The organism is Mycobacterium shunyiense, assembly GCF_058270075.1.
This window is the reverse complement of record NZ_JBZDPU010000015.1, coordinates 646,284-668,112: the sequence shown is the minus strand read 5'-3', so window position 1 is coordinate 668,112 and position 21,829 is coordinate 646,284. Positions and strand designations below refer to the sequence as shown.

Sequence of the window (21,829 nt, the reverse complement as noted above, 5' to 3'; positions counted from 1 at the left end):
TCAACGTTCTGTAGGAGCCACGGAGTGAAGTTGAGTGCCTCGTGCGGCCACACCTGTCTCGGCGGGACGATGGTCAATCGGCCAAGCTCAGGAGTCGACATACTTTACCCACGTTCTGTGCATGTAAATCGTGCTTGTCTAGGTTCTCGCGATCGGAAGTGAGAATGCCACGAACCTTGGTGTCCAGGAGGCGAACAGCTGAAGTCTCGCCCTCGCTAGGGTGGTTGACACTGCGCCACGATTGTCGCAGTCCGAAGGTCGTGACCTTCATGAGCCGCCTGACCTAGCTCCACATCCGCGGCCGGCGAGGCCGTTGGTAGTCGTCGCGTGATTCGAGGACATTGCCGTGCTCGTCTTCAGCCCACCACCGCTCGAACGTTTCACCCCGCTGCGTGAGCACCCGGTGCAGCTGAACGAGAACGAATTCCTTGGTGCGGTCGACGGCTTCGTGCGGGGTTACCCCGATCTCGCACCCGTGCACCGCGAGGTCAACGGTCCCCACGTCGGAGCTCATGTAGAACGTGACCGTCACGTGGACACGGTGCGGGGCAGGAAGTTTCGAACCGCGGATGATGCTCAGCGGCCACCGGGCACGTGGCGCACACCTCTGATCGCTCATGGTCTCCTTTCCTGGTTGGCGGTCAGTCGAACGACGCGACGAGCGCCGAGTGGTCGGTTTCGCCGGCAAGCCGCGGCTCGTGGTCGAATCGGCACGCCTGGACGCGTTGGGCGAACTCCGGCGCGGCGAAGACGTAGTCGAGGCGAAACCCGTTGTCGCCGGGGCGGCTGAACCACGAGTACTCGCGGGTGGTCGGGTGAAGAGACCGCCACACGTCGGTGTATCCGGTGGCGATCAGGCGACCGGGCATCTCCGGTCCGATGAACTTCGTGCCCTTGGGGTCTTTGTCGAGATCGTTGTTGCCCGTGTTGAAGTCACCGATGAGCAGGTCGACGCCGCTGTGGCGGGCCCGGTCGATCAGGGCCTCCCAGTAGGGGAGCTTGGCGTGGGCCTGCGGCAGGTAGACCCCGCACACGATCACGCCGTCGAACTCGGCGCACCACAGGTGCCGGGTGGGCAGGTCCCGGGTGAACGGCGCCGCCCGGTCGATCGGAGTGCGGGAGGCGATGAGCACGCCGTTCTGCTTCGGGTCAGCCAGAGGGTGCGTGGTCGTGTATCCGGCGCGTTCGAGCTGGGCAATCAGTGCGGCACCTGCGTCGTTGGCCCGGAACTCGGTGACCACGAGCAGATCGGCGTCATAGCCGAGCAGCCGTGCGGCGAGTGCATCACCGAACTTGCTGCCACCGTGGCGGATGTTCAGTGTCGCGATGCGGGTTGTCATGCCGGAGTCCTCTCGCTCGACGTGGAATCTCCAGCGAGCCGCACAGTATGCCGATGGACACCGACAACTCGGTCGGATGGTGGTGACGGTTGGCTCCGGCGTCGCCCGTCAGCTGTTCGCGACCGCTACCGGCGTCCAGTGTCCCCAGTGATGGACGAGCAGAAAGGACAAGGTCCGCGACATCGGCGGCGTTCCCGGGCACTGCTGATCCACAATCGCGTTCAGCTGATAGATCGGCAGGGGTGTGGACAACCCTGGCACCAGCTTCCTGCCTTGGCCACCGGCATCCTCGACATGGTTGAGGTCGTAGCGGCAGCCTTCCGGCGGCATGGCCGCTCGGATATTTCTTTCCTGACCGAGGTAGACATCGCTTTGCACGGTGGACCCCGGAACGTATTCCAAACGGGTGAAGCCCCGCTCAGGGGCGCCGTCATTGAGCGCATCGATCGCCGCCTGGACCCGCTCGTGCTGCAGGGTAGGGCTGAAATTCGCGAGTTCAGGATCGGTGGTGTCCGGGTCGTGAACGACAGTGACGAACCCGATGTAGGCCACCACGACAACCGTGATGGCACCGACTAGTGCGAGCAAAATGATCCCGCTGCGGCCCAACCCTTTCGGTTCATGGTCACGCCGAAACCAGGCACGTGGCGATGAGCTTTCGCCGTCCTTGTTCACACCGAACTGCATCGCCGTCCCCCCGATCGGTCGCAGAGTATCGGCGATTGCTGTGGGGCCGCTGGAAGCGGTGTACGTCGCGCGCCGATGCATTGTCGGTGCCCACCTCTAAGGTCTCCCCATCGAAACCCGCGGGGAGGTGGGAGATGGTGCAGGTACCTCAGGCACGACCCAGGCGCGTCGACCTGGTGTTCGCCCGGCCGCGCCCCGCCGAGTCCGTCGCGATCGCGGTCGCCGAGACGGCATTCGGTTACCGGTATGCGGCGGTCGCGGAGTCCTGGTCGTGCGCAGGAGCGGTGGCGGCGCCCAATCCCGAGGTGGCGGCGCTGGATGCCATCGACGCGGTCCGCGCCGGACAGCCGGAACCGGAGCGGTTCCGATTCGTCGTGAACCTGTCCTGCGGGAGTCCGCTGTGGCGCTACGCCGGGCAGCTCTCCGAGGCAGCGAGGGACTGGTGGATCGAACGCCCTGACCACGCGGATCACTCATTGCTGGCAGACGCCGTCGCACACCTGCAGAACGCCTGCCCGGCACAGCCGGCGCCGCACCCGTCCTCACGACCCGTCGATGGCGGGCCCGTCACTGTGGCAACCGACGGCTCGGTGCGGCAACGGCACGCCGGCTTCGGTTGGCTCGCCTCGTCCGGGGATTACGGCCTGGCCGGGTACCGGTCGTCGCCCAGACGAGTCGGTACCGAACCGGTGCTCGTTGCCGAGCTACGCGCGATCGGCGACGCGGTGTCGGAGTTGCCCCGCCACCACCTGACGGTGTTGTCGGACAGCCAGCTCGCCATCGCCATGGTGAACCGCTGGAAGCGCGGCGAGCCGGCCATGCCCGCCGACTACCCATTGGAGGTGCCTGACCGCGAACACTGCCTGCACGTCGCCCGGCGCCGCATCTATGTCGAGCGCGAGCGGATCGAATTGCGGTGGGTTCCTGGTCATTCCGGTGATCCGTTGAACGAGGGCGCCGACGCGTTGGCGCGGTTGGGCTCACGGTATCGACGTGGGGACGCCGATCTCGATGACGACGAGTACCTCCGCCGTGCCGCGGGCATCGCGCAGGCGTTCGCCGCGGAGTTCCGGCGGGTCGTCAGCGTGCCGGCATAGTTGTGGTGCGTCCGGAGGAGGGGCGCTTGCAAGCTAGAAAGGATGATGACCGCCTGCTAGCTATTTGCTAGCTCAAAGCAAGCGATCCGGGTACCCTCAGAGGGTGCGAACCCTGCATCTGCGCAATGTCCCCGACGAGGTCATGAATCGACTCGAACGGATGGCGCGTGCTGCGAGCACGTCGGTGACTGCAGTCGCGATCCGTGAACTCGACGCCGCGACTCGTCGAGTGGACAACGCGGCACTGGTCGCCACATTGCCCGATCTCGACATTCCCGCAGCGACGATCGTCGAGCAGTTGGAATCCGAACGCAGGTGATCGTCCTCGACGCGTCGGCAGCAGTCTCCGCGTTATTGAATGACGGGCCGGCCCGGAGCCTGCTTGCCGCCGAAGCGATTCATGTACCGCACCTGGTGGATGTAGAGGTTGTCAGTGTGCTGCGTCGGCAGGCCGCAGCCGGGCTGCTGGCGACAGATGATGCGCGTCGGGCTCTGGATGTCTGGCGGAGGCTCGGGCTGGTTCGCTACGCCGCTTGGCCGCTCCTGGAACGTGTCTGGGAACTTCGGGCGACGGTGACGGCGTATGACGCAATGTATGTCGCGCTGGCCGAAAACCTGGACTGCGCCCTGGTCACAGCGGATGCGCGGTTGTCCGGCGCGAACGGGCCTCGATGCTCCGTCACGGTCGTGCCTCGGTGAGCGTGCTGTCGTTTCCGGTGGGACTCCTAACTCGGACTATTCCGATCGCTAATCCGAGTTGGGTGGCGTAAGGCGGATTAGCGAGGGCTCGAGTCCGGGTTGTCTCTCACCGGCTCACGCGCAGAAATCTTCTGCGTCCGCTTGTACAACCACAGGAGAACCGCTGCGAACGCCACGATCCCGATGATCTCGGCCGGCGTCCCGTCATTGCCGGGGAAGATCGCGAACGGATCGTCGCTTCCCGTACCGGCGACGAACCCCGCGAACACGACCCCGTAGAGGCTCTCGCCGACGATCATGCCGGTGGCCAACAGCACGCCGAGGCGCTTCTTGCGGTCGGCGCCGGCCGTGGAGTCGCTCCCGTCGGCCCACCGGTTGTAGAACCAGCCCAGCAGGGACCCCAGCGGGATGATCAGCGTCAGGCTCATCGGCAGGTACATGCCCATCCCGACGGCCAGCGGCGGCAGACTGAACCGTGATGTGCGGGTGAGGATTTCGTCGACGATCACGATCACCACCCCGATCGCCGCACCCAGTCCGATCAGCGACCAGTCCAGCGACCCGCCGAACACGCCTTTGGCGAGCGAGGAGATCAGCGCGGCCTGCGGGGCGGCCAGGGCGTGGTCGGTGGCCCCGGGTGCCCCGAGAAAGCCGAAGGCCTGCTGCATCAGGTCGAGCACGGGCGGGATGATCGCCGACCCGAACAGCACTCCAATCACCAAGGCCACCTGCTGTTTCCACGGTGTGGCGCCGACGAGTTGGCCGGTCTTGAGGTCCTGCAGGTTGTCGTTGGAGATGGTGGCGACACCGAAGGTGACGGCCGCGACGAACAGCGTGAACGCCACCAGCGCCGTGGACTGGTCACTGTCGGCACGACCGAAGGCCACCTTGATCACCAGCGCGGCGATCAGCACGGTCAGGATGCCGACCCCGGAGATGGGGCTGTTCGAGGAGCCGATCAGGCCGGCCATGTAGCCGCACACCGCGGCGATGATCAGGCCGATGACGAAGATGAACACCAGGCTCGCCGCGATGATCCCGGCCGAACTGCCCTGCAGCGCGGTGCCGCGGGAAAAGTCCCACAGCAGCGCCGCGATCGGGATCAGCATCGCCACGATCACTCCCACCACGAGGGGGAACGGAATGTCGCGTTGGGTGATGTCGACGAGCTGGCCGCCCCGTCGCTCCCGCGCCGAGACCATCGCCTCGGTGATGCCTTTGATGATCGGGCGCAGGATCTTCAGCAGCGTCCACACCGCGGCCACCGCGATGGCCCCGGCGCCGATGAACCGCACCTCGTGCACGAACACGCCATCGATCACGTCGGCCACCGACTGGTCGGTGCCGAATGTCCCGATGGTGCGGATCGGCAGCAGCACGCCGAACGAGATGATCAGCCCGACGAGCATCGCGATGCCGACGGTCATCCCGATCAGATGCCCCACGCCGATCAGCGCCAGCGACAGGCTCGCGCCGAACATCGAACCGCCTGCCCCGACGCGGAAGAACGCCGCGACATAGTTGGCCAGCACCTTCAGGTTGGCCAACAGTCCGAAGCCGGCCGACACCAGCGCGCCGAACGCAATGACCCGGATGCCGACGCGGTTCTCTTCGGCGCCTCGCGTGCTGTCGCCGACCTTGAGGACCTCGGCGGCGGCCACCCCTTCCGGATAGGGCAGATCTGAGCCGGTCACCAGGGCCCGGCGCAGCGGGATGGAGTACATCACGCCGAGGATGCCGCCGACCGCGCATACGGCCACGGTCATCCAGTACGGGAACCCGGTCCACCAGCCGATCATGATCAGCCCGGGCAGCACGAAGATGATCGCCGACAGCGTGCCGGCCGCCGAGGCGACAGTCTGCACGATGTTGTTCTCGACGACGGAGTGGTTGGCGAAGTTACGCAGGATGGCCATCGAGATCACCGCGGCCGGGATGGCGGTGGCGAACGTCAGGCCGACCTTGAGGCCGAGGTAGACGTTGGCAGCGGTGAACACCAGCGTGATCGCGCCGCCGAGCAGAATCCCGCGGACGGTGAGCTCGCGCAGCGTCGGTGTGGTGGGGTGTGCGGAGCTTTCGACGGCCAACTCGGCTCCCTCTCGGTTGCTGGTGCATACACGGTAGGCACTCGGCCGCCGTACCGCGACGGGATCGGCTGAGTTGGTGTGATCAGCTGCTTGTCAGCTAACTTTCGGAACCTCGAATTGTCGTACCCCAATGGGATAATTGACGCATGTCGCAAACGGTCCACCACCGCCTCCATATCCTCGAAGCCGCAGACTGGAAGGACGCCATCATCACGCTGTTGGAGCCGAGATCGCCGTACCGGCCGTGGCGTTACGCGTTCGGGGAGTCACGTCCTGGCGACTACGCGGTCGTCGTGTTGGGCACCGATCCGGTCTCGGTGGTGACGCGGCTGGCCCGCATCGACCACGAGGGTGGCTTCGGCGGTGCGCTGCTGAATCCGTACGGCCTCGATCTGGTGGACCTGGCGACGCTGGCGATGGTGCTCGGCCTCAGCGATACATTCGTCAGCTGGCGCCTCGATGACGACGACGCCGAACGGGTGATCCTGGCGATCCACGAGAGTCCGGTGTACGGGGGACCGGAGAACCGCTGGGGGCATTCCTCGGTGGCGGCCGCACGCAATCTGCTCAAGTTCGACGGGGACTGTCACGGCTGTGGCGCGCCGATCGACCTGACCGAAGCCGACGCCCGCGACCTCGTGCACATCCACACCGTCGACCCGCTGCCGCGGTGGCACCCGGATTCACCGATCCGAACCGCGGACAGTCCACGCGTGCGCGGGCCGTTCCGCGCGGCAGTGCGGGCAGTGGCCACGGACTGGCCGGCCGTCATCTGTCGACGCTGCCGCGACCGGATGCGTGACGGCAACTTCCGGTCGTTCATCGACTTCAAGTTCGCCCAGAACCCCGAATGTCCGCAGTGCGGAGGGCTACGGACCCAGACGATCCAGTACGGCGATCCCGCCGACCCCCAGTCGTGGGGACCGTGGCTGCACATCGGCGGCTGCTGCCCCAGGGACGAGAAGTGGTGGTGCACCGTGTGTGACCACGCGTGGTGGTGAGTGCAGGCACACTCACCGATTACCCAAGCGTCGCAACGCCTCCCGGAAGACCAGGTTCGGGTTGGCGTCGGGCAATGCCTCGAGAATGTCCGCCAGCGCCTGCTCAGTTCCGACCCCCGAGCGCTGCGCACCATAGAGTGCCGCCACCGTGGGCGTGCGGCTGTAGGACTCGACGCAGTGCACCAGCACCGTGTGTCCCTGCGCGCGCAGCTCTTCGATGGCACCCACCGTGTCGAGCAGCACGAAATCAAGGTGGGGATTCTCGTCGAAGTCGGTCTTGTCGATCAGCCGCGCCTCGACATGCGGCATACCCTCGGGCACATCGCTTTCCGGGATGCGGCACAGCGACACGACCGCGCTTACCTCGGCCGGAAGTTTCCGCAACGCGCCCACGCTGCCCAGCAGAACCCCCGGGTCGTGCGGGTGAGCGACGAGGATGTCGGCGCGCGACCACGAGTAATCCGGGTCGGTGCTCGGCTTCTTCTGTTCGATCGCCGTCGCCAACCTCACCAGCCCTCGTGCCCGCATCCCGGGCCAACCGTGCAGCAGGGTTCGCCACTGCAACGGTACCGCGGACGCTCCGTACGCGGCGCCGAGCAGTCCGCCGGCAATTGCCGCCACCGTGTCGGTGTCATTTCCGGAGCGGACGGCCGCATCGATCCCGCGACGCAGGTGCTCGGGACCGCGACCGTCGGCGGCGGTCGTGACGATCGCTGACCATGCCGCCTGCAGCGCCCCCACCACCCACCCGTTTTTGGGAAGTCCGCGGGACGGGATGCCTCGGCCTCGTCGAGTCGCTTGGTCCACAGGGCACGACGATCGGGGTCGAGGTGGTGCAGGCCGATTCGGACATCGAGCTCGGTGGTCAGCACGGCATGACGAATTGCGCTGCACCACAACACCGTGGCGTCGGCGGCATCGGCCTCGAAATGAGTGAGTCCGCTGATCGCACGAGCGGCCTCGACCATGGCGTCCTCGTCATCGAGGTAGGCGATGGCCACCGGCGCGGTCCGCATCAGCGATCCGTTGCCGCCGCTGCGACCCTCGCGTGCGTGCACGTCGGCGGCTGCGGCCCGCGCCGCGGCGGCGGTGCCGTCTCGGCCAGCGGCAGTGAGCACCGACCGGGTCTGGATCCCGACATCCTTTGCAACCAGCGACCATTCGTACCAGCGCTTCACGATCGCGTCCTGAGCCTCGGGATTCCGCAAATCGGCACCGGTGGCGGCGACTTCCGCGATCGCGATCGCCATCGAGGTGTCGTCGGTCCATTCCCCGGGCTCCCAGGGGCCGCCGCCGACCATCTCGACCGGCAGTTCCGGTCCGCGCGCCGGCTGGAATTCGTACGGCGCCCCCAGTGCGTCGCCCGCTGCGGTGCCCAGCAGTACGCCTTCAACGCGGTCGTTCAGTGATGCCATGACGCACCCTCCTCTATATTGCGCAAATACGCGCTAATTAGTGAAGAACTGTACGCTGAGGTACTGACATGGACAAGCACGAGTATCGGGGCACCAGCGGCAAGGGGCTGGAGGACTACCCGCGACCCTCGGTCGCGGTCGATGCCGCCGTGCTGACCGTCGACCCCGCCGCCGGCCTGGTGGTGCTGCAGGTCCGTCGCACACGGGGGCGCGGCTGGGCTTTGCCGGGCACATTCCTGCACGAGGGGGAGCTCCTCGCCGATGCGGTCCGGCGGTCGCTGGCGGACAAGGCCGACGTCCACGGGCTTAACCCGCGGCAACTCCACGTGTTCGACGCGCTGAAGCGCGACGACCGGGGTCGGGTGTTGTCCGTCGCGCACCTCGCCGTTGTCCCGGCAGAACGCCTGGCGACGCGCGCAGCGGAGACGACCCGCCTGGTGACGACCGATATCCGCGGTGGGCTGGTCTTCGACCACGACGACATCATCGAGTTGGCCGTCGCGGACGTGCGTGCCCGCTACGAAAAGTCTCCGGACCCCGACCACCTGCTGGGGGACACGTTCAGCCTGCGTGACCTGCGGCTGACCCACGAAGCGGTTGCGGGACATCTGCTGCAGCGCGACAACTTCCGGCGCGCGATGGTTGATCAACTCGAAGCGACCGGCGACTTCACCGCCGGTGGCCGCGGGCGCCCCGCCGAGCTGTTCCGGCGCGCTGCGTCGACGTGACGTCGAATCCGACTGGTGTATAAGCGGTTTGCTGTGTTGCCGACGTAAGCTGCTGTCCTCGTTCGACGTGGGCGTCAGTTCTGCCGTACGGTCGAAAATATGGCTGTGTACAACCAGGCTTTCGAATGGACAGAGACCAATCGACATTGGCTGATCGAGGTTCCGGTTCGAGTCGCGGCGTACATCGTCGTTGCGTTAATCATTCGGTATTTGCTGCATCGCATGATCGACCGCGCGACCACCGGCAGGACCAAGAAATCCAGTAGCACGGAACTGGAAGGGCAAGCGAAAAAGCCTCCACTGCTGCGCTACTTGCGTGATCGAGCCTCAGCGACGACCAACGGTATACGGGCGGCCGAGCGCCGTCAGCAGCGCGCGCAGACCATCGGCTCGGTGCTCAAGTCGACGGTGTCGATTGTGCTGCTGGTCTGGGTGGTGCTGGCGCTCCTCAGCGTGCTCGGGGTGAACATCGCACCATTCATCGCCTCGGCCGGCGTGGTCGGGCTCGCGATCGGCTTCGGCGCCCAGAACCTGGTCCGCGATTTCGTCAGCGGCGTGTTCATGCTGCTGGAGGACCAGTACGGCGTCGGCGACAACGTCGACCTCGGCGAGGTGTCCGGGGAGGTGCAGTCTGTCGGGCTGCGGATCACGACGGTCCGCGACATCGACGGCACGCTCTGGTACGTCCGCAACGGCGAGATCGCCCGCGTCGGGAACATGAGCCAGGACTACGCCGTGGCCCGCCTCGAGGTACCCGTCGCGCTGACCGCCGACGTCGACCGCGCCGAACAGCTCGCCGTCGAAGCCGCCCACGAGGTCATCTCCGATCCGTCGATGGCCGGCAAGGTCATCGGCGAACCGGAGATGCTCGGTGTGCAGTCGCTGGCAGCAGACCAGCTCACATTGCGGATGACGCTGAAGACCCGACCGAACGCGCAATGGTCGGTGCAGCGCAAGCTCCGTCGCGAAATCCTGCGTGCCTATGACGAGAACGGCATCAACCTGCCCTACCCGCAGGGCCGTATTCACGCGGTCGTCGGCGGTCAGGAGACTAACGGCACGTAATTGGCTGGGTTGATCCGCGTCTCGCCCGATGACCATCGATACGCGGTCAGCGCCCCGCCTCTCACCGCGCTGAAGTCCACGCACGCGGTGTACTCGGTCCAGTCGTGCAAATGCTCGGGGGAGCCCTGCCGCCAGTAATGCCCGTAGAACACCGGGACCCCCGGCGGGTACACGTAGGACAGGTCACTTCCCGACAGGTCCAATTCGGGCAGCGGCGGGTAGGGCTCTCCGTCCTCGGTGGTGAAATTGCCTCCCATCTCGGCAAAGTCACGCAGAGTGACGGCATCGCTGTTCCACCACCGCATGCGCGCGTTGCCGCGCGGGATCCCGTCCTTGTCGAGGTACTTGCGCTGACCGTGGTCGAGCAGACTGATCTCGGGCCCCTTCAGCAGTGTCTCGACCGCCTCATACAGCGGATCACCTTCGGCGGTGGCCGCCACAAGATGGTCCAGTTCGGTGAACGGAGTGGTCGAACCGCATTGCCGGTCCACGACCGCCATCGAGTCCGGGTGCCAGCACGCATGCACGACGCGCAGGTCACCCAGGTCCAGCCACAGCGGAATCGTGGCGAACCAGTCCAGATACCGACGCCGGTCGGCACCCGTGACCTGGGCCAGAAACGCCGCATGCTGCTTGGTGTTCTTCGCCGACCACGGGCTGTCCGGGTCATCGTGAGCCCGCAGAAACTTCCCGCTCCCGAGCGGCCACTCGGTGTCATAGGCGAGCGCGTTGAACTCGTGGTTGCCCATCACGATCCGTGCGCTGCCGGCATCGACCATGTCCTTAGCGGTCTGCAGCACCTGCAGCTGTTCGTCGCCGCGGTCGATCAGGTCACCGACGAAGATCGCCTGACGCTCGGGATGCCGGTATTCGCTTGTGCTGCTGCGCTTCCGGTAGCCGAGCTCAGTCAGCAGCGCCTCCAGCTGGGTGGCGCATCCGTGGACGTCGCCGATGATGTCGTAACCCTGGACGGAATCGGTCATGTGGGACTCCAAATCTTCCAAGCGATGGTCTTGTTGCCGGGTCGTGTGCCGGCGGCGGGAGAGATCGAAAACATCGGTGCGCATCAAATTCGCTGCCCTGGTTCGGAGCGCGGCGCATCTCTTGACCTATCTCGACGATAGCCGGGTGCACCGACAAGTACCGCACGTCGCGAGATCGGGACTTGTCGGCGGCAAGTGTCATTCTGTCCGGCTCGGATGAGCGCGGTACCACCGCTGACGAGAGGAATGACCAATGGCAACCCACACAAACCCCGGTTGGTATCCGGATCCCGAGGGGCAACCCGGTCAGCGCTACCACGACGGCCGTCGTTGGACCCAGCACTTCGTGCCCACCCCTCCGCCGGTCCCGGCGCCGGTACCCGCCGCGCCGGCCGTTGCCGTGGCCGTCGCGAACGGCGGCGGGGCCAACCACGGTCTGCACCTCGTGCTGACGCTGCTGAGCTGCGGGGCGTGGTTGCCGATCTGGATCCTCGTCGCCCTGTTCAGCGGAGGTTCGTCGTCCTCGGTGGCAGTGGCCGGCCCCGGCGCCTCGGTCCAGAGCGCCAACCGTCGGCCCGCGCTGGTGGTGGTATCCGTGCTGGGCGGGCTGTTCGTACTCGGCGTGATCGCCGAACACCCTTGGCTGATCGGAGTTTTGGCAGTGGTCGGGGTTGTGGCCGGCGTCGGCGTCTGGGCACTCAAGTCCGCCCAGCAACGCGAGGGGCAGCAGCGCACCGAGCAGTTCCGACGCGACATGCTCGCCGACCGCGCCGACTACGAGGACCAGCTGTACCAGGAGGGCGACCCGCGCGGAGTGCACGGTCGCTACCCGCCGCCGCCGGAGTAAGGATCTGCGGCATCCTCGCTGTTGGGTGAGGGTTTCGCCAAATTGGTACCTGATTTGGTACCAACAGGAGTACCCTCATCTCATGCCTTCATTGAACCTGGACTTCGACGACGCCGAAATGGAGCAGATTCGGGCCGCGGCCCGAGCCGACGACCTGTCGTTGAAGAAGTTCGCGCACGCGGCCGTCATTGAGCGCGCCAGCATGCACAAGCGCAGAGTGGCTGAGGCGGCGCGGGTCGTGGCCCAGCGTTCGGCCGAACTCAACCGACGTTTGGCGTGATCGAGTATCTCGACCGCGATGACGTACTGACCGCTGGGTCAATCGCGTTCGGCGGTGACCTGCAGGTGCGTGACTATGGCCTGCTCGACGCGGCCGTCGCGCGGCCGCGGGCGACGGTCTTCGGGGTGGACGCCTACCCGCACGTCTGGGAAAAGGCCGCGGCACTTCTGCAATCGCTTGCCCGTAATCACGCCCTTGTCGACGGAAACAAGCGGACCGCCTGGGCGTCGGCGTGGACGTTCTTGCACATCAACGGGATTGAACTCGCACCCGATTTCGACATCGATAGGGCAGAGATTCTGATGAACGAGGTGGCGACCCAGGATGGTGAGTTGGGTGAGATCGTCGCTGCACTGTTGAATTTCAGCGTCGCCGGGACGTGATACGACCCCAACTGACGATCCCGACAAATTTGTCGGATGAAGGCTGTTAAATCGTTGCATGCCGCAAGAGGGTGGGCCCGCCGCAGGTGCCGAACAGTCCGTCCACGACGTCATCTTGGAACTCCTCGGAGCCGACGACGCGCTGTCCGACGGGGCCAAGGACGTCGTGCTGAGCGCCCTGGCGGAGGTGTCCGGCGGCACCGACGACGCCGCGGAAACCAGCCCGGCGCCAACATTTCTCAGCTCGATCGCGGTCTCCGGATTCCGCGGTGTCGGACCGTCGGCGCGGCTGGACCTGTTCCCGGCGCCGGGTCTGATGGTGGTCAGTGGCCGCAACGGTTCCGGAAAATCCAGCTTCGCCGAGGCGCTGGAGCTCACGCTCACCGGCACGAGCTACCGCTGGAACAAGAAGGAGAGCCTGTGGGCCGAGGCCTGGCAGAACCTCCACCACCCCGACCCGTGCCAGATCCAGGTCGGGTTCACCCGCGAGGCGGCCGGTCCGTTCACCGTCGGGGTCGACTGGGGCCAGGGCGCGAAGCTGGACAACTGCACCACCTGGACACAGGCCGGCGGGGGTAAGCGGGTCGACGGCACCGCGGCACTGGGCTGGACGCGGGCCCTCGAACTGCACCGCCCGCTGTTGTCCTACGAGGAACTCGGCCGACTGTTCGACGGCGGGCCATCGGCGTTGTACGACGCGCTGGCCAAACTGCTGGGGCTCGACGCGCTCGCCGACACCGAGAAGCTGCTGGCCGCACGGCTCAAGGAGATCAGGACCGCCAGCGACACCGCCGACGCCGAACGCAGGCGGGTGCAGGCCGCCTTGGCTGGGCAGGCCGATGAACGCGCCGAGCGCGCCGCCAAACTCCTGCGCAAACACCGTGTGCCCCTTGATGATGTCCGCGCTCTGGCCACCGGAGGGGGCGAGGCCCACACCGACGTGATGCCTGCCCTGCGGGCCGTTGCCCAGCTGGAGACGCCGACCATCGACACCGTCGAGGAGGTGACGCGGCAACTACGCACCGCCACCAAAGCGGCGGCCGACTCCGCGACCGCCGCGATCGACCTCACCAGTCAACGCGTCGACCTGCTGCGCACCGCGCTGCGTTTTCACGATCAGGGCGGTGACGCCGACTGCCCGGTGTGCGCGCAGGGGCGCCTCGACGCGGACTGGGCCACGGCTGCTCAGCACAGCATCGCGCAGAGCGAAGAACTGCTGGACGAATACCGCGCCACGGCACAACAACTCAAAATCGCTCGGGCGAATCTCACCAACCTGATCCAGGGACTGGCCTCGGCGGCCGCAGTGCCCGGCGTCGAACTCGCAGCCCTCGCGGGCTACAACGACGCGGTGGCCGCGGCACGGAAGATCCCGGTCGGGGACGACGCGCTCGCGGCCCACGCCGAGTCGACGCTGACCGAGGTGATCGCCACCGCCGAATCGCTGCGCGCCGAAGCAGCCGACGAACTCGCGCGACGCGAGACCGCATGGGCGCCACTGGCGGCCCAGCTGGGTGGCTGGGTTGGGCTAGAAGAGCAGGCCCGGGCGGTGGACGACGAGCTCAACGCCGTTTCCAAGGCCAAGAAGTGGGTCAACGAGCATGCTGCTGCCTTCCGCAATCTGCGGCTCAAACCCATTGCGGCCCAAGCCCGCGACATCTGGCACCAGCTCCGCCAGGAAAGCAATGTTGACCTCGTCGAGATTTCCCTGGAAGGGACGTCCACCCGACGCAAGGTGGTGCTCGAAGGCGCCGTGGACGGCAAGCCCACCAAGGCGCTCTCGGTGATGAGCCAGGGCGAACTGCACCGCTGGCACTGGCGTTGTTCCTGCCCCGCGCGACCTCAGCGAAGAGTCCGTTCCGCTTCGTGGTCCTCGATGACCCCATCCAGGCGATGGACCCGTCGAAGATCGACGGATTCGTCCAGGTGCTCTGCGAGATCGCCAAGACCCATCAGGTGATCGTCTTCTCCCACGACGACCGGCTGGCCTCGGTCATCCGGGAAACCGGGGTCGACGCCCGGCTCATCGAAGTGGTCCGTGAGACGGGATCGCGAGTCACCGTGCGTGACAACGTGAATCCAGCGCTGCGTCAGGTCGACGACATCTTCGCGCTGATCAAAGACGCCAAGATGCCCGAGGACATCAAAGGCCGGGCCGCGCCGGCACTGTTCCGGATGGCGTTGGAATCCGCTGCCAAGCAGACCTTCTATGCCAAGCAGGCACTGGCCGGCCGCGCACTCACCGAATCCGAGGGCAAATGGGCGTCGGCCAAGAAGACCTCGAGCCGGCTGGCGCTGGCGATCCACGGCGACCCACAGGTCGATCTGACGCAATGGCTCAAGCCGGAACGCAAACGGGCACTGCGGATCTGCAGCGCCGGCGCGCACGGCGACGCGAAACCCGTCTCCATCCACGATGCCCGGGATCTGGAGAAAACGGTGCTCGACGTGCTGGCGTTGCGATGAGTCCGATGAGTGCCATGGACCTGCTCGGCCAGGCGCAACGTGTTCTGCGGTCTCCCGGCGCGGCGGAGGGGCTGTCGTCCCGGGTGGCGGCGTTCCTGGCCCGTCAGGCCCTGGAAGAGATCATCGATCAGCGATGCGCTGCCCTCAAGGTGGACGCTCCCTGGGCGAATTCGCGCAGCAAGCTCGTCGTGCTCAAGTCCCTGGACGCCGCCGAGGCCGCCGACCGGGCGGCGCTCGCGTGGAACCGCCTCAGCGTCGCCTGCCACGTGCATGCCTTCGAGATGCAACCGTCCAGCGCCGAGGTCGAGTACCTGTGCGGTGTGGTCGCATCGTTGATTCCCGCCGAGTCCTTCTGATCGACGAGGCAGCGGAACTATGATCGGCACATGGCTCGGGCCAGTTTGGTGCTGTTGTCAGGAATCGTGATCGCGGGCGCTATCGCGACACCCGCCCACGCCGATCCGGCGCCGCCATGCTCCTTCACGCTGTCGCCGCCCGCTGTCGTTCATGTCGACGGCGCCGACATGGTCAGCGTGACCGTATCGCCGGACGCGTGCGGAGCGCCGGCTGATCCGCGCTTCAGCGTCGCCTGCGTGCAACGTCAGGACAACGCTTCACCCATCCAATGCAACCAGGGCAGGGGAGCTCAACCGGCGCACGTGCGCACGCCCTACCGGCCCGGAGCGACCTACGTGTCCACCGGCCGGGCATGCGGCGGGTGGATGGGCATCGCGGAGATCGCACCGCAGTGCCAGGTGCTCGGCCCGCTCTCGGCGCCGCTGTAGCCACGCGTCGCTCTCCGTTCATCTGTGCAATCCCTGTCAGTCACCTGTGCGAGGCAGGCTCGTGCGACGCACCGGCACAACTGAAGAGGGTGACGAATGACAACGGCGAGACGGGCCGCAGCAATGACGACGGCGGCAGCGCTGATCCTGGCGGGCTGCACCACCGAGGACCGCAAGCCAGAATCGAGCACCACGAAGGCGACCTCGCCGATCGACTGGAACCTGCCCGACTCGGACCGCTACCACCGCACCGCCACGTATCCGGTGTACCTCAACAAACCTGCTGAGGATCCGGCCGAGAAGGAGACCGTCGCCGAGATCTCCACCGTCACCCCCGACGGCAACACGGTCATCTACACCGACGCGGCCGGCAAGCGCATCGGCTTCCTCGACATCACAGATCCCGCCAAACCCGTTGGTAAAGGCACACTTTCCCTCACCGAGCTGGGCCATAATGATGACCAGCCGACGTCGGTGGCGGCCGTGAAAGATCGCGTCCTCGTCGTCGTCGACACCACCGGTGGCGACTTCGCGCACCCCTCCGGCCGCGTCGACATCGTCCGGACCGCCGACCGCACCCGCGTGCACAGCATCGACCTGGGCGGTCAGCCCGACTCGATCGCCATCAGCCCCGACGGCACGTTCGCCGCGATCGCCATGGAGAACCAGCGCAACGAGGAGTTCACCCCGCCGGGCAAGGAGGAAGGCGACCTGCCCCAGCCGCCGACCGGATTCGTGCAATTGATCGACCTCACGGGCCCGCCGAACAGCTGGACGCCCCGCAAGGTGGATTTCGATGTCGACGCGGCGCGGAAAGCCGGTCTGGACACCCCCGAAGACCTCGAACCCGAATACGTCAGCATCAACACCCGCGGCCAGGTCGCGGTGACGCTGCAGGAGAACAACGGCATCGCCGTCCTCGACGGCCACACCGGCACGGTCACCAAGATCTTCAGCGCCGGAAGCCAATCCGTCGACGGCATCGACACCAAAGAAGACGACACGATCGATCAGACCGGTTCGATCAAAGACACCCCGCGGGAGCCCGACGCCATCGGCTGGATCGGCGACGACTACTTCGCCACCGCCAACGAAGGCGACTGGAAGGGCGGCACCCGCGGCTGGACGATCTTCGACGCCAACACCGGCAAGGTGGTGTGGGACGCCGGCAACTCCTTCGAACAACTCGCGGTGCGCACCGGCCTGCACATCGAAGGGCGCGCCGAGGCCAAAGGCCCCGAGCCGGAAGGCCTGGCCATCACCACCATCGGTGGTCGCCGCACCGCGCTGATCGCATCGGAGCGCAGCAACTTCGTCGCCGTCTACGACGTCAGTGAACCGGCCGCTCCGAGGTTCCGGCAGATCCTGCCGACCACGCCCGGCCCCGAAGGGGTGCTGCCGATCCCGTCGCGGAACCTGCTGGCCATCTCCTCAGAGGCCGACGATGCCGAGGCCCACGTGCGAGCCTCGGTCAACCTCTACGGCTACGGCGACGCTTTCAAAGCCGCAGGCAAACCGGACTTTCCCTCCATTGTGTCCGGCGACATCGACGGCAAGCCGATCGGCTGGGGTGCTCTCGGAGCACTGTCGGCCGACCCGCAAGACGGCAACCGGCTCTACACCGCCACCGACAGCGCCTACGGCCCGGCCCGCATCCTCGGCCTGGACGTAGCACAGAAGCCCGCGCTGATCGACACCCAACTGCCCATCACCGAGGACGGCAAGCCGGTCACCCTCGACACCGAGGGCGTATCCGCCCGCCCGGACGGCGGTTTCGTGCTGGCGGTCGAAGGCGAAGACGGCCCCGGTAACCAGCTGGTCTACGTCGCCGCCGACGGCCGGATCGAGAAGCGGGTGCCGCTGCCCAAAGACATTGCCGCCCAGCTGGGTAGTCAGGGCTTCGAAGGAGTCGCTGTCGATGGAGACGCCGTCTGGGTGGCGCTGCAACGTGAGCTCAAGTCCGACCCGTCGGGCGTGGCCCGCATCGGCCGCTACACGCCGGCAGGGGACAAGTGGGAATGGTTCGGCTACCAGTTGGAGGCCACCGACACCAAGGACGACTGGATCGGGGTCTCCGAAATCGCCGTCCACAACGGTGAATTGCTGATCCTTGAGCGCGACAAACTCAACGGCCCCGACGCGCGGCTCAAAGCGCTGTACCGGGTGGCGATTCCCGACGGCCCAGGCGTGACAGCCGGTGACAAGCCGGATGTTCTGCCGAAGACGTTGGCCCGCAATCTGGTGCCGGATCTGCAGGCCACCAACGGTTATGTGCAGGAGAAGGTCGAGGGTTTCGCGATCGCCGGCAACCAGAACCTGTACGTGGTCACCGACAACGACGGGCTCGACGACGCCAACGGCGAGACGGTGTTCCTCGATCTCGGCCCGGCGGCGGAGGCGTTGACAGGATAGTTCCGGTTCCCGCCGGTGAGCGGGTCGAGGTGACAAGATGACGCGCATGACGGCGGTCTTCATCCGATCCGACAAGCTGTTGATCTTCGGTGGCCTGGCCATCTGTGTGGTGGCCGGGCTGTCCCATTACGGTGGCTGGCCGCACCTGGTCGGTTTTGTCGTCAGTGCACTGGCCGTCACGGTATTGGCCTCGCTGGTCGGGCTGGCCGTCGACCAACTCGGTGACCGGTTCGGCCCCGGGGCGACCGGGGTGCTGCAGTCCGCGCTCGGCAATCTGCCGGAGTTGTTCATCTGCATCTTCGCGCTCAAGGCCGGACTGGTCGATGTGGTGCGGGCCGCGCTCGTCGGTTCCATCCTCGCCAACCTGCTGCTGGTATTGGGCCTGGCGTTCCTGGTCGGTGGACTGAAACACGGGCCGCAGAAGCTCGGCTCCGCCCAGGTCCGGACCATCCTCGTGCTAATGGTGCTGTCGGTGACGGCCATGGCGATTCCGTCGATCGCCCACGAGGTACACGCGCCGGCCTCCGAGCACGAAGTGTCTTTCTCGATGATCGTGTCGGTCGTCCTGCTGGTGCTGTTCGGATTGTCGCTGCCGTATTCGCTGAGCCGCGACAAGAACAAGACCAGCGCGGACAAGACCAGCGAGCCGGTGCCCCAGCCGCACAAAGAACAGCCGCGCTGGCCGGTCGGGTTGGCGATCGGCATGCTCGCCATCGCGGGCGGGTTGGCCGCGTTCGTCTCCGATTGGTTTGTCGCCGCGCTGGAACCTGCGATGGACTCGCTCCACATCTCGCAGGCATTCGCCGGTCTGGTGATCGTGGCGATCGCAGGCAATGCGGTGGAGAACGTCGTCGGTGTGCAACTCGCCGCCAAAAACCAGTCCGAGTACGCCTTCTCGATCATCCTCAACAGCCCGATTCAGATCGCCCTCGTGTTGGCGCCGGTGCTCGTGTTGGTGAGCCAGATCTTCGGGCTCGCCTCACTGACCCTGGTGTTCGGTCCGATGCTGATCGTCGCGCTGCTGGTCGCCGTCGTGCTGGCGGCGATCATCGCCTTCGACGGGGAGTCGACGTGGCTGGAAGGCGCGGCGCTGATCGCGTTGTACTGCATCATCGCCGCCTCGTTCTGGTGGGGCTGACGTTTAGTACCGCCGGCTGTCACCGCCAACTGTCGAGCACCGCGTCCACGGCGTCGTACACCCGATCCCGAGCTGTACGCCGGTCAACACCGGACATGAGCAGTTCGTCGTAGTCGGTGTCCTCATGACGTACGGACGCCGTGACTGCGAGGCGTACGGCATCGGGGTCGAGCGCACGCCCGGCAGCGCTGCGCCCGACCCGCCCACTGCCACGGACAGCCGCGTGGCGGGCGACGATGTCGGCGCGGCGGGCTGGACAGCGCGGAAACTGGTCGAGAATCGCCGCGGCGAAATCAGCCTGGAATCGCAAGTCTTCGTCGCTGCGCCGCACCCGGTCACGTTCCCGTCGGCGGGCGCGGACCTCGGCGTCGGACAGGCACTCTTGTTCAGCGAGTTCGATCGCCTCGGGTTCGGCTAAGATCCCTTGCCGCTCATAGTGTTTGCGCGATCTGCTCCAACGCACTACCACCGCGTGCAGGTCGCTTGCCTTCGTTGCTCGCCGCGTCAGCGCGGCATCACCGGCGGGAAGGAACTCAAGATGCCCGAGGTCGGCGCACACCAGGCAAACCGGGCCCGCGTCCTCCATGGACAGAATGTCGCCAGTTCCGCCGCATGAGGTGCAGGTCCAGTCTTTGAGCGCGATGACGACAACGAGATCCCGAGTCTTCGCCCCAGCCATATCAGGCGAGGGTAAACCTGACGGCCGGTCTCGCACTACCCCTCAGCGGCGACCAACGACCCCAGCTTGATGTCGGGGTTGTCGCGCTGGAAACCCTCCAGCCGCCAGGGCGTCGAGAACAGCACGAGCATGACCCCGTCGCTGCGGGTCAACACCTCGGCTGACACCTGACGGTTCACGAAGTCGGCGTCTTCGGGGGAGACAACTCGCGCGACCTGATAGGGCAGGTTCTCCAGTGCGATCGGCGCGCTGAGTTCGGTGGCCATCCGGTGGGCGGCCACCTCGAACTGCATCGGTCCGACTGCGGCGAACACCGGCGCCTGGTCGCCGCGCTTGTCCGAACGCAGGATCTGCACGACGCCTTCCTGCTCGAGCTGCTCGATGCCCTTGCGGAACTGCTTGTGCTTGCTCGGGTCGGTGCCGCGAGCGACCGCGAAGTGCTCGGGGGAGAAGCTCGGGATCGGCGGGTAGACCACCGGGATGTCGCGGTACAGGGTGTCGCCGGGGCGCAGCGCCGCGGCGTTGGCCAACCCGATCACATCGCCGGGCCAGGCGTCGTCGAGCGTCGAGCGCTGCTGGCCGAACACCGACTGCGCGTACTTGGTGACGAACGGCTTGCCGGTGGCGGCATGGGTGAGCACGTCGCCGCGTTCGAACGTCCCCGAGACCACCCGCGCATATGCGATGCGATCGCGGTGCGAGCTGTCCATGCCGGCCTGCACCTTGAACACGAACGCGCTGAACGGCGAATCGACCGCCCGCCGCACACCGTCGACATCGACCGACCCGCTGGGCGCCGGGGCCAACTCCACCAGCACGTCGAGCAACTGGTTCACGCCGAAGTTCAACGCGGCCGAGGTGAACAGCACCGGGGAGGACTCGCCGGAAAGGAACGTCTCCCGGTCGTAGTCGGAGCCGTCCATCGACAACAGCTCGGACTCTTCGACCGCGGTGTCCCAGTCATCGCCGGCCGCGGCGTGGGCGTCGGCGGCGGCGATGTGCTCCTCGGGGGCGGCGGTGGCGCCACCCGCGGTGCGGGTGAACCGGATGAACTTCTCCGCCCGACGGTCCATCACACCCTTGAAATCACCGGCGATGCCCACCGGCCAGGTCAGGGGAGTGGTGCGCAGCCCGATCCGCTCGTGGATCTCGTCCATCAACTCCAGCGCATGGCGGCCCGGGCGGTCCCACTTGTTGATCACCGTGATGATCGGGATGCCCCGGTGCTTACACACCTGGAACAGCTTCAGCGTCTGCGGCTCGAGGCCCTTCGCGGCGTCGATGAGCATCACCGCACAGTCCACGGCCGTGAGCACGCGGTAGGTGTCCTCGGAGAAGTCGGCGTGCCCGGGGGTGTCGAGCAGGTTGATGACGCAGTCGCGGTACGGGAACTGCAGCGCCGTCGAGGTGATCGAGATGCCGCGGGCTTTCTCCATGTCCATCCAGTCGGACACCGTGGAGCGTCGGCCCGCCTTGCCGTGGATCGCGCCGGCCTCGGTGATCACCCGGGCGTGCAGCGCCAGCGCCTCGGTGAGCGTGGACTTACCGGCGTCGGGGTGGCTGATGACCGCGAAGGTGCGGCGACGGGCGGCCTCGGCCGCGATCTTGGCAGCTTGGGCGGTGTTGGAGGGCGGGGTCGCCGGGGCGTCTTCGAGGGCTTTTTCGGTCATCTCGACTAGCGATGGTATGGGGGTTTGGGGGCAAACCCGTAATCGGGCGCGTTGATGGCTGCACCGT

At 66.5% G+C, this 21,829-nt stretch carries 21 protein-coding genes and 2 pseudogenes; 15 read left to right on the top strand and 8 right to left on the bottom strand.

Annotated elements, in window-relative coordinates:
• Nucleotides 1-283 precede the first annotated feature (283 nt).
• From AC4ELH_RS17625 to AC4ELH_RS17615, 3 genes are all read right to left on the bottom strand, one after another.
• Nucleotides 284-619 carry a hypothetical protein gene (locus AC4ELH_RS17625; protein WP_498885663.1) on the bottom strand — a complete coding sequence of 112 codons (336 nt, stop codon included), beginning with the start codon at nt 617-619 and terminating at the stop codon, nt 284-286.
• A gap of 22 nt (nt 620-641) precedes the next feature.
• Entirely contained in the window at nt 642-1,340 is a 699-nt protein-coding gene (locus AC4ELH_RS17620) for an exodeoxyribonuclease III (RefSeq protein WP_498885662.1), read from the bottom strand.
• Between the two features lie 108 nt (nt 1,341-1,448).
• Complete coding sequence (locus AC4ELH_RS17615) at nt 1,449-2,015, bottom strand: hypothetical protein (RefSeq protein ID WP_498885661.1); 567 nt, start codon at nt 2,013-2,015, stop codon at nt 1,449-1,451.
• A 146-nt stretch (nt 2,016-2,161) separates the two neighbouring features.
• Between AC4ELH_RS17615 and AC4ELH_RS17610 the strand changes: the two genes are divergently transcribed.
• From AC4ELH_RS17610 to AC4ELH_RS17600, 3 genes are all read left to right on the top strand, one after another.
• Entirely contained in the window at nt 2,162-3,124 is a 963-nt protein-coding gene (locus AC4ELH_RS17610; RefSeq protein WP_498885659.1) for a ribonuclease HI, read from the top strand.
• Nucleotides 3,125-3,227: 103 nt separating this feature from the next.
• Nucleotides 3,228-3,443 (top strand): hypothetical protein, encoded by a 216-nt coding sequence (locus AC4ELH_RS17605; protein WP_055110149.1) that lies wholly within the window; start codon nt 3,228-3,230, stop codon nt 3,441-3,443.
• Nucleotides 3,440-3,823, top strand: a complete 384-nt coding sequence (locus AC4ELH_RS17600) for a type II toxin-antitoxin system VapC family toxin (protein ID WP_498885658.1) — start codon at nt 3,440-3,442, stop codon at nt 3,821-3,823. The genes AC4ELH_RS17605 and AC4ELH_RS17600 overlap by 4 nt, the downstream gene beginning before the upstream one ends.
• Before the next feature lie 77 nt (nt 3,824-3,900).
• On the opposite strand, the gene AC4ELH_RS17595 is transcribed toward AC4ELH_RS17600, so the two are convergent.
• Nucleotides 3,901-5,910 (bottom strand): OPT family oligopeptide transporter, encoded by a 2,010-nt coding sequence (locus AC4ELH_RS17595; protein WP_498885657.1) that lies wholly within the window; start codon nt 5,908-5,910, stop codon nt 3,901-3,903.
• A gap of 146 nt (nt 5,911-6,056) precedes the next feature.
• Here AC4ELH_RS17595 and AC4ELH_RS17590 point away from each other — a divergent pair, with 146 nt between their 5' ends.
• The gene (locus AC4ELH_RS17590; RefSeq protein ID WP_498885655.1) at nt 6,057-6,911 is read left to right on the top strand and encodes a hypothetical protein; all 855 of its coding nucleotides are present in this window, start codon (nt 6,057-6,059) and stop codon (nt 6,909-6,911) included.
• Between the two features lie 12 nt (nt 6,912-6,923).
• Here AC4ELH_RS17590 and AC4ELH_RS17585 read toward each other — a convergent pair.
• Nucleotides 6,924-8,326, bottom strand: a pseudogene (locus AC4ELH_RS17585) (ADP-ribosylglycohydrolase family protein).
• A gap of 68 nt (nt 8,327-8,394) precedes the next feature.
• Here AC4ELH_RS17585 and AC4ELH_RS17580 point away from each other — a divergent pair.
• Entirely contained in the window at nt 8,395-9,054 is a 660-nt protein-coding gene (locus AC4ELH_RS17580; protein ID WP_498885654.1) for an NUDIX hydrolase, read from the top strand.
• 99 nt (nt 9,055-9,153) lie between these two features.
• Complete coding sequence (locus AC4ELH_RS17575; RefSeq protein ID WP_491837762.1) at nt 9,154-10,119, top strand: mechanosensitive ion channel family protein; 966 nt, start codon at nt 9,154-9,156, stop codon at nt 10,117-10,119.
• Here AC4ELH_RS17575 and AC4ELH_RS17570 read toward each other — a convergent pair.
• Entirely contained in the window at nt 10,098-11,102 is a 1,005-nt protein-coding gene (locus tag AC4ELH_RS17570) for a metallophosphoesterase (RefSeq protein ID WP_498885652.1), read from the bottom strand. The two genes, AC4ELH_RS17575 and AC4ELH_RS17570, sit on opposite strands and share 22 nt — an antisense overlap.
• Before the next feature lie 253 nt (nt 11,103-11,355).
• Here AC4ELH_RS17570 and AC4ELH_RS17565 point away from each other — a divergent pair, with 253 nt between their 5' ends.
• The 9 genes from AC4ELH_RS17565 to cax all read left to right on the top strand — a co-directional run bounded on the left by AC4ELH_RS17565 (nt 11,356) and on the right by cax (nt 19,413).
• A complete protein-coding gene (locus tag AC4ELH_RS17565) occupies nt 11,356-11,949 on the top strand; it encodes a DUF2510 domain-containing protein (RefSeq protein ID WP_498885650.1) in 594 nt (197 codons plus the stop codon).
• A gap of 82 nt (nt 11,950-12,031) precedes the next feature.
• On the top strand, nt 12,032-12,229 hold the full coding sequence (locus AC4ELH_RS17560; RefSeq protein WP_163664361.1) for an antitoxin Phd: 198 nt from the start codon (nt 12,032-12,034) through the stop codon (nt 12,227-12,229).
• Nucleotides 12,226-12,612, top strand: coding sequence for a type II toxin-antitoxin system death-on-curing family toxin (locus tag AC4ELH_RS17555; RefSeq protein ID WP_498885647.1), 387 nt, complete (start codon nt 12,226-12,228; stop codon nt 12,610-12,612). The genes AC4ELH_RS17560 and AC4ELH_RS17555 overlap by 4 nt, the downstream gene beginning before the upstream one ends.
• Nucleotides 12,613-12,670: 58 nt before the next feature.
• The gene (locus AC4ELH_RS17550; RefSeq protein ID WP_498885645.1) at nt 12,671-14,572 is read left to right on the top strand and encodes an AAA family ATPase; all 1,902 of its coding nucleotides are present in this window, start codon (nt 12,671-12,673) and stop codon (nt 14,570-14,572) included.
• Nucleotides 14,506-15,078 (top strand): hypothetical protein, encoded by a 573-nt coding sequence (locus AC4ELH_RS17545; RefSeq protein WP_498885643.1) that lies wholly within the window; start codon nt 14,506-14,508, stop codon nt 15,076-15,078. The genes AC4ELH_RS17550 and AC4ELH_RS17545 overlap by 67 nt, the downstream gene beginning before the upstream one ends.
• Before the next feature lie 5 nt (nt 15,079-15,083).
• Nucleotides 15,084-15,434, top strand: a complete 351-nt coding sequence (locus AC4ELH_RS17540) for a hypothetical protein (RefSeq protein WP_498885641.1) — start codon at nt 15,084-15,086, stop codon at nt 15,432-15,434.
• 30 nt (nt 15,435-15,464) lie between these two features.
• Nucleotides 15,465-15,863, top strand: coding sequence for a hypothetical protein (locus AC4ELH_RS17535; protein WP_498885639.1), 399 nt, complete (start codon nt 15,465-15,467; stop codon nt 15,861-15,863).
• A gap of 96 nt (nt 15,864-15,959) precedes the next feature.
• On the top strand, nt 15,960-18,275 hold the full coding sequence (locus AC4ELH_RS17530; protein WP_498885637.1) for an esterase-like activity of phytase family protein: 2,316 nt from the start codon (nt 15,960-15,962) through the stop codon (nt 18,273-18,275).
• A 37-nt stretch (nt 18,276-18,312) separates the two neighbouring features.
• The gene (gene cax / locus AC4ELH_RS17525; RefSeq protein WP_498885635.1) at nt 18,313-19,413 is read left to right on the top strand and encodes a calcium/proton exchanger; all 1,101 of its coding nucleotides are present in this window, start codon (nt 18,313-18,315) and stop codon (nt 19,411-19,413) included.
• A gap of 19 nt (nt 19,414-19,432) precedes the next feature.
• Here cax and AC4ELH_RS17520 read toward each other — a convergent pair.
• Both AC4ELH_RS17520 and AC4ELH_RS17515 read right to left on the bottom strand, forming a co-directional pair.
• A pseudogene (locus tag AC4ELH_RS17520) lies at nt 19,433-20,071 on the bottom strand (DUF2293 domain-containing protein); the annotation flags it as partial.
• A gap of 56 nt (nt 20,072-20,127) precedes the next feature.
• Nucleotides 20,128-21,762 carry a peptide chain release factor 3 gene (locus AC4ELH_RS17515; RefSeq protein WP_491837774.1) on the bottom strand — a complete coding sequence of 545 codons (1,635 nt, stop codon included), beginning with the start codon at nt 21,760-21,762 and terminating at the stop codon, nt 20,128-20,130.
• Between the last annotated feature and the right edge of the window lie 67 nt (nt 21,763-21,829).

Excerpts from the sequence above, each read along its gene's own strand:
- AC4ELH_RS17590 (WP_498885655.1), top strand. The coding sequence starts at position 6,057 with ATGTCGCAAACGGTCCACCACCGCCTCCATATCCTCGAAGCCGCAGAC.
- AC4ELH_RS17570 (WP_498885652.1), bottom strand. The coding sequence starts at position 11,102 with ATGACCGATTCCGTCCAGGGTTACGACATCATCGGCGACGTCCACGGA.
- AC4ELH_RS17535 (WP_498885639.1), top strand. The coding sequence starts at position 15,465 with ATGGCTCGGGCCAGTTTGGTGCTGTTGTCAGGAATCGTGATCGCGGGC.
- AC4ELH_RS17565 (WP_498885650.1), top strand. The coding sequence starts at position 11,356 with ATGGCAACCCACACAAACCCCGGTTGGTATCCGGATCCCGAGGGGCAA.
- AC4ELH_RS17575 (WP_491837762.1), top strand. The coding sequence starts at position 9,154 with ATGGCTGTGTACAACCAGGCTTTCGAATGGACAGAGACCAATCGACAT.
- AC4ELH_RS17550 (WP_498885645.1), top strand. The coding sequence starts at position 12,671 with ATGCCGCAAGAGGGTGGGCCCGCCGCAGGTGCCGAACAGTCCGTCCAC.
- AC4ELH_RS17560 (WP_163664361.1), top strand. The coding sequence starts at position 12,032 with ATGCCTTCATTGAACCTGGACTTCGACGACGCCGAAATGGAGCAGATT.
- AC4ELH_RS17530 (WP_498885637.1), top strand. The coding sequence starts at position 15,960 with ATGACAACGGCGAGACGGGCCGCAGCAATGACGACGGCGGCAGCGCTG.
- AC4ELH_RS17625 (WP_498885663.1), bottom strand. The coding sequence starts at position 619 with ATGAGCGATCAGAGGTGTGCGCCACGTGCCCGGTGGCCGCTGAGCATC.
- AC4ELH_RS17580 (WP_498885654.1), top strand. The coding sequence starts at position 8,395 with ATGGACAAGCACGAGTATCGGGGCACCAGCGGCAAGGGGCTGGAGGAC.
- AC4ELH_RS17540 (WP_498885641.1), top strand. The coding sequence starts at position 15,084 with ATGAGTGCCATGGACCTGCTCGGCCAGGCGCAACGTGTTCTGCGGTCT.
- AC4ELH_RS17620 (WP_498885662.1), bottom strand. The coding sequence starts at position 1,340 with ATGACAACCCGCATCGCGACACTGAACATCCGCCACGGTGGCAGCAAG.
- AC4ELH_RS17610 (WP_498885659.1), top strand. The coding sequence starts at position 2,162 with ATGGTGCAGGTACCTCAGGCACGACCCAGGCGCGTCGACCTGGTGTTC.
- cax (WP_498885635.1), top strand. The coding sequence starts at position 18,313 with ATGACGCGCATGACGGCGGTCTTCATCCGATCCGACAAGCTGTTGATC.
- AC4ELH_RS17515 (WP_491837774.1), bottom strand. The coding sequence starts at position 21,762 with ATGACCGAAAAAGCCCTCGAAGACGCCCCGGCGACCCCGCCCTCCAAC.
- AC4ELH_RS17545 (WP_498885643.1), top strand. The coding sequence starts at position 14,506 with ATGGACCCGTCGAAGATCGACGGATTCGTCCAGGTGCTCTGCGAGATC.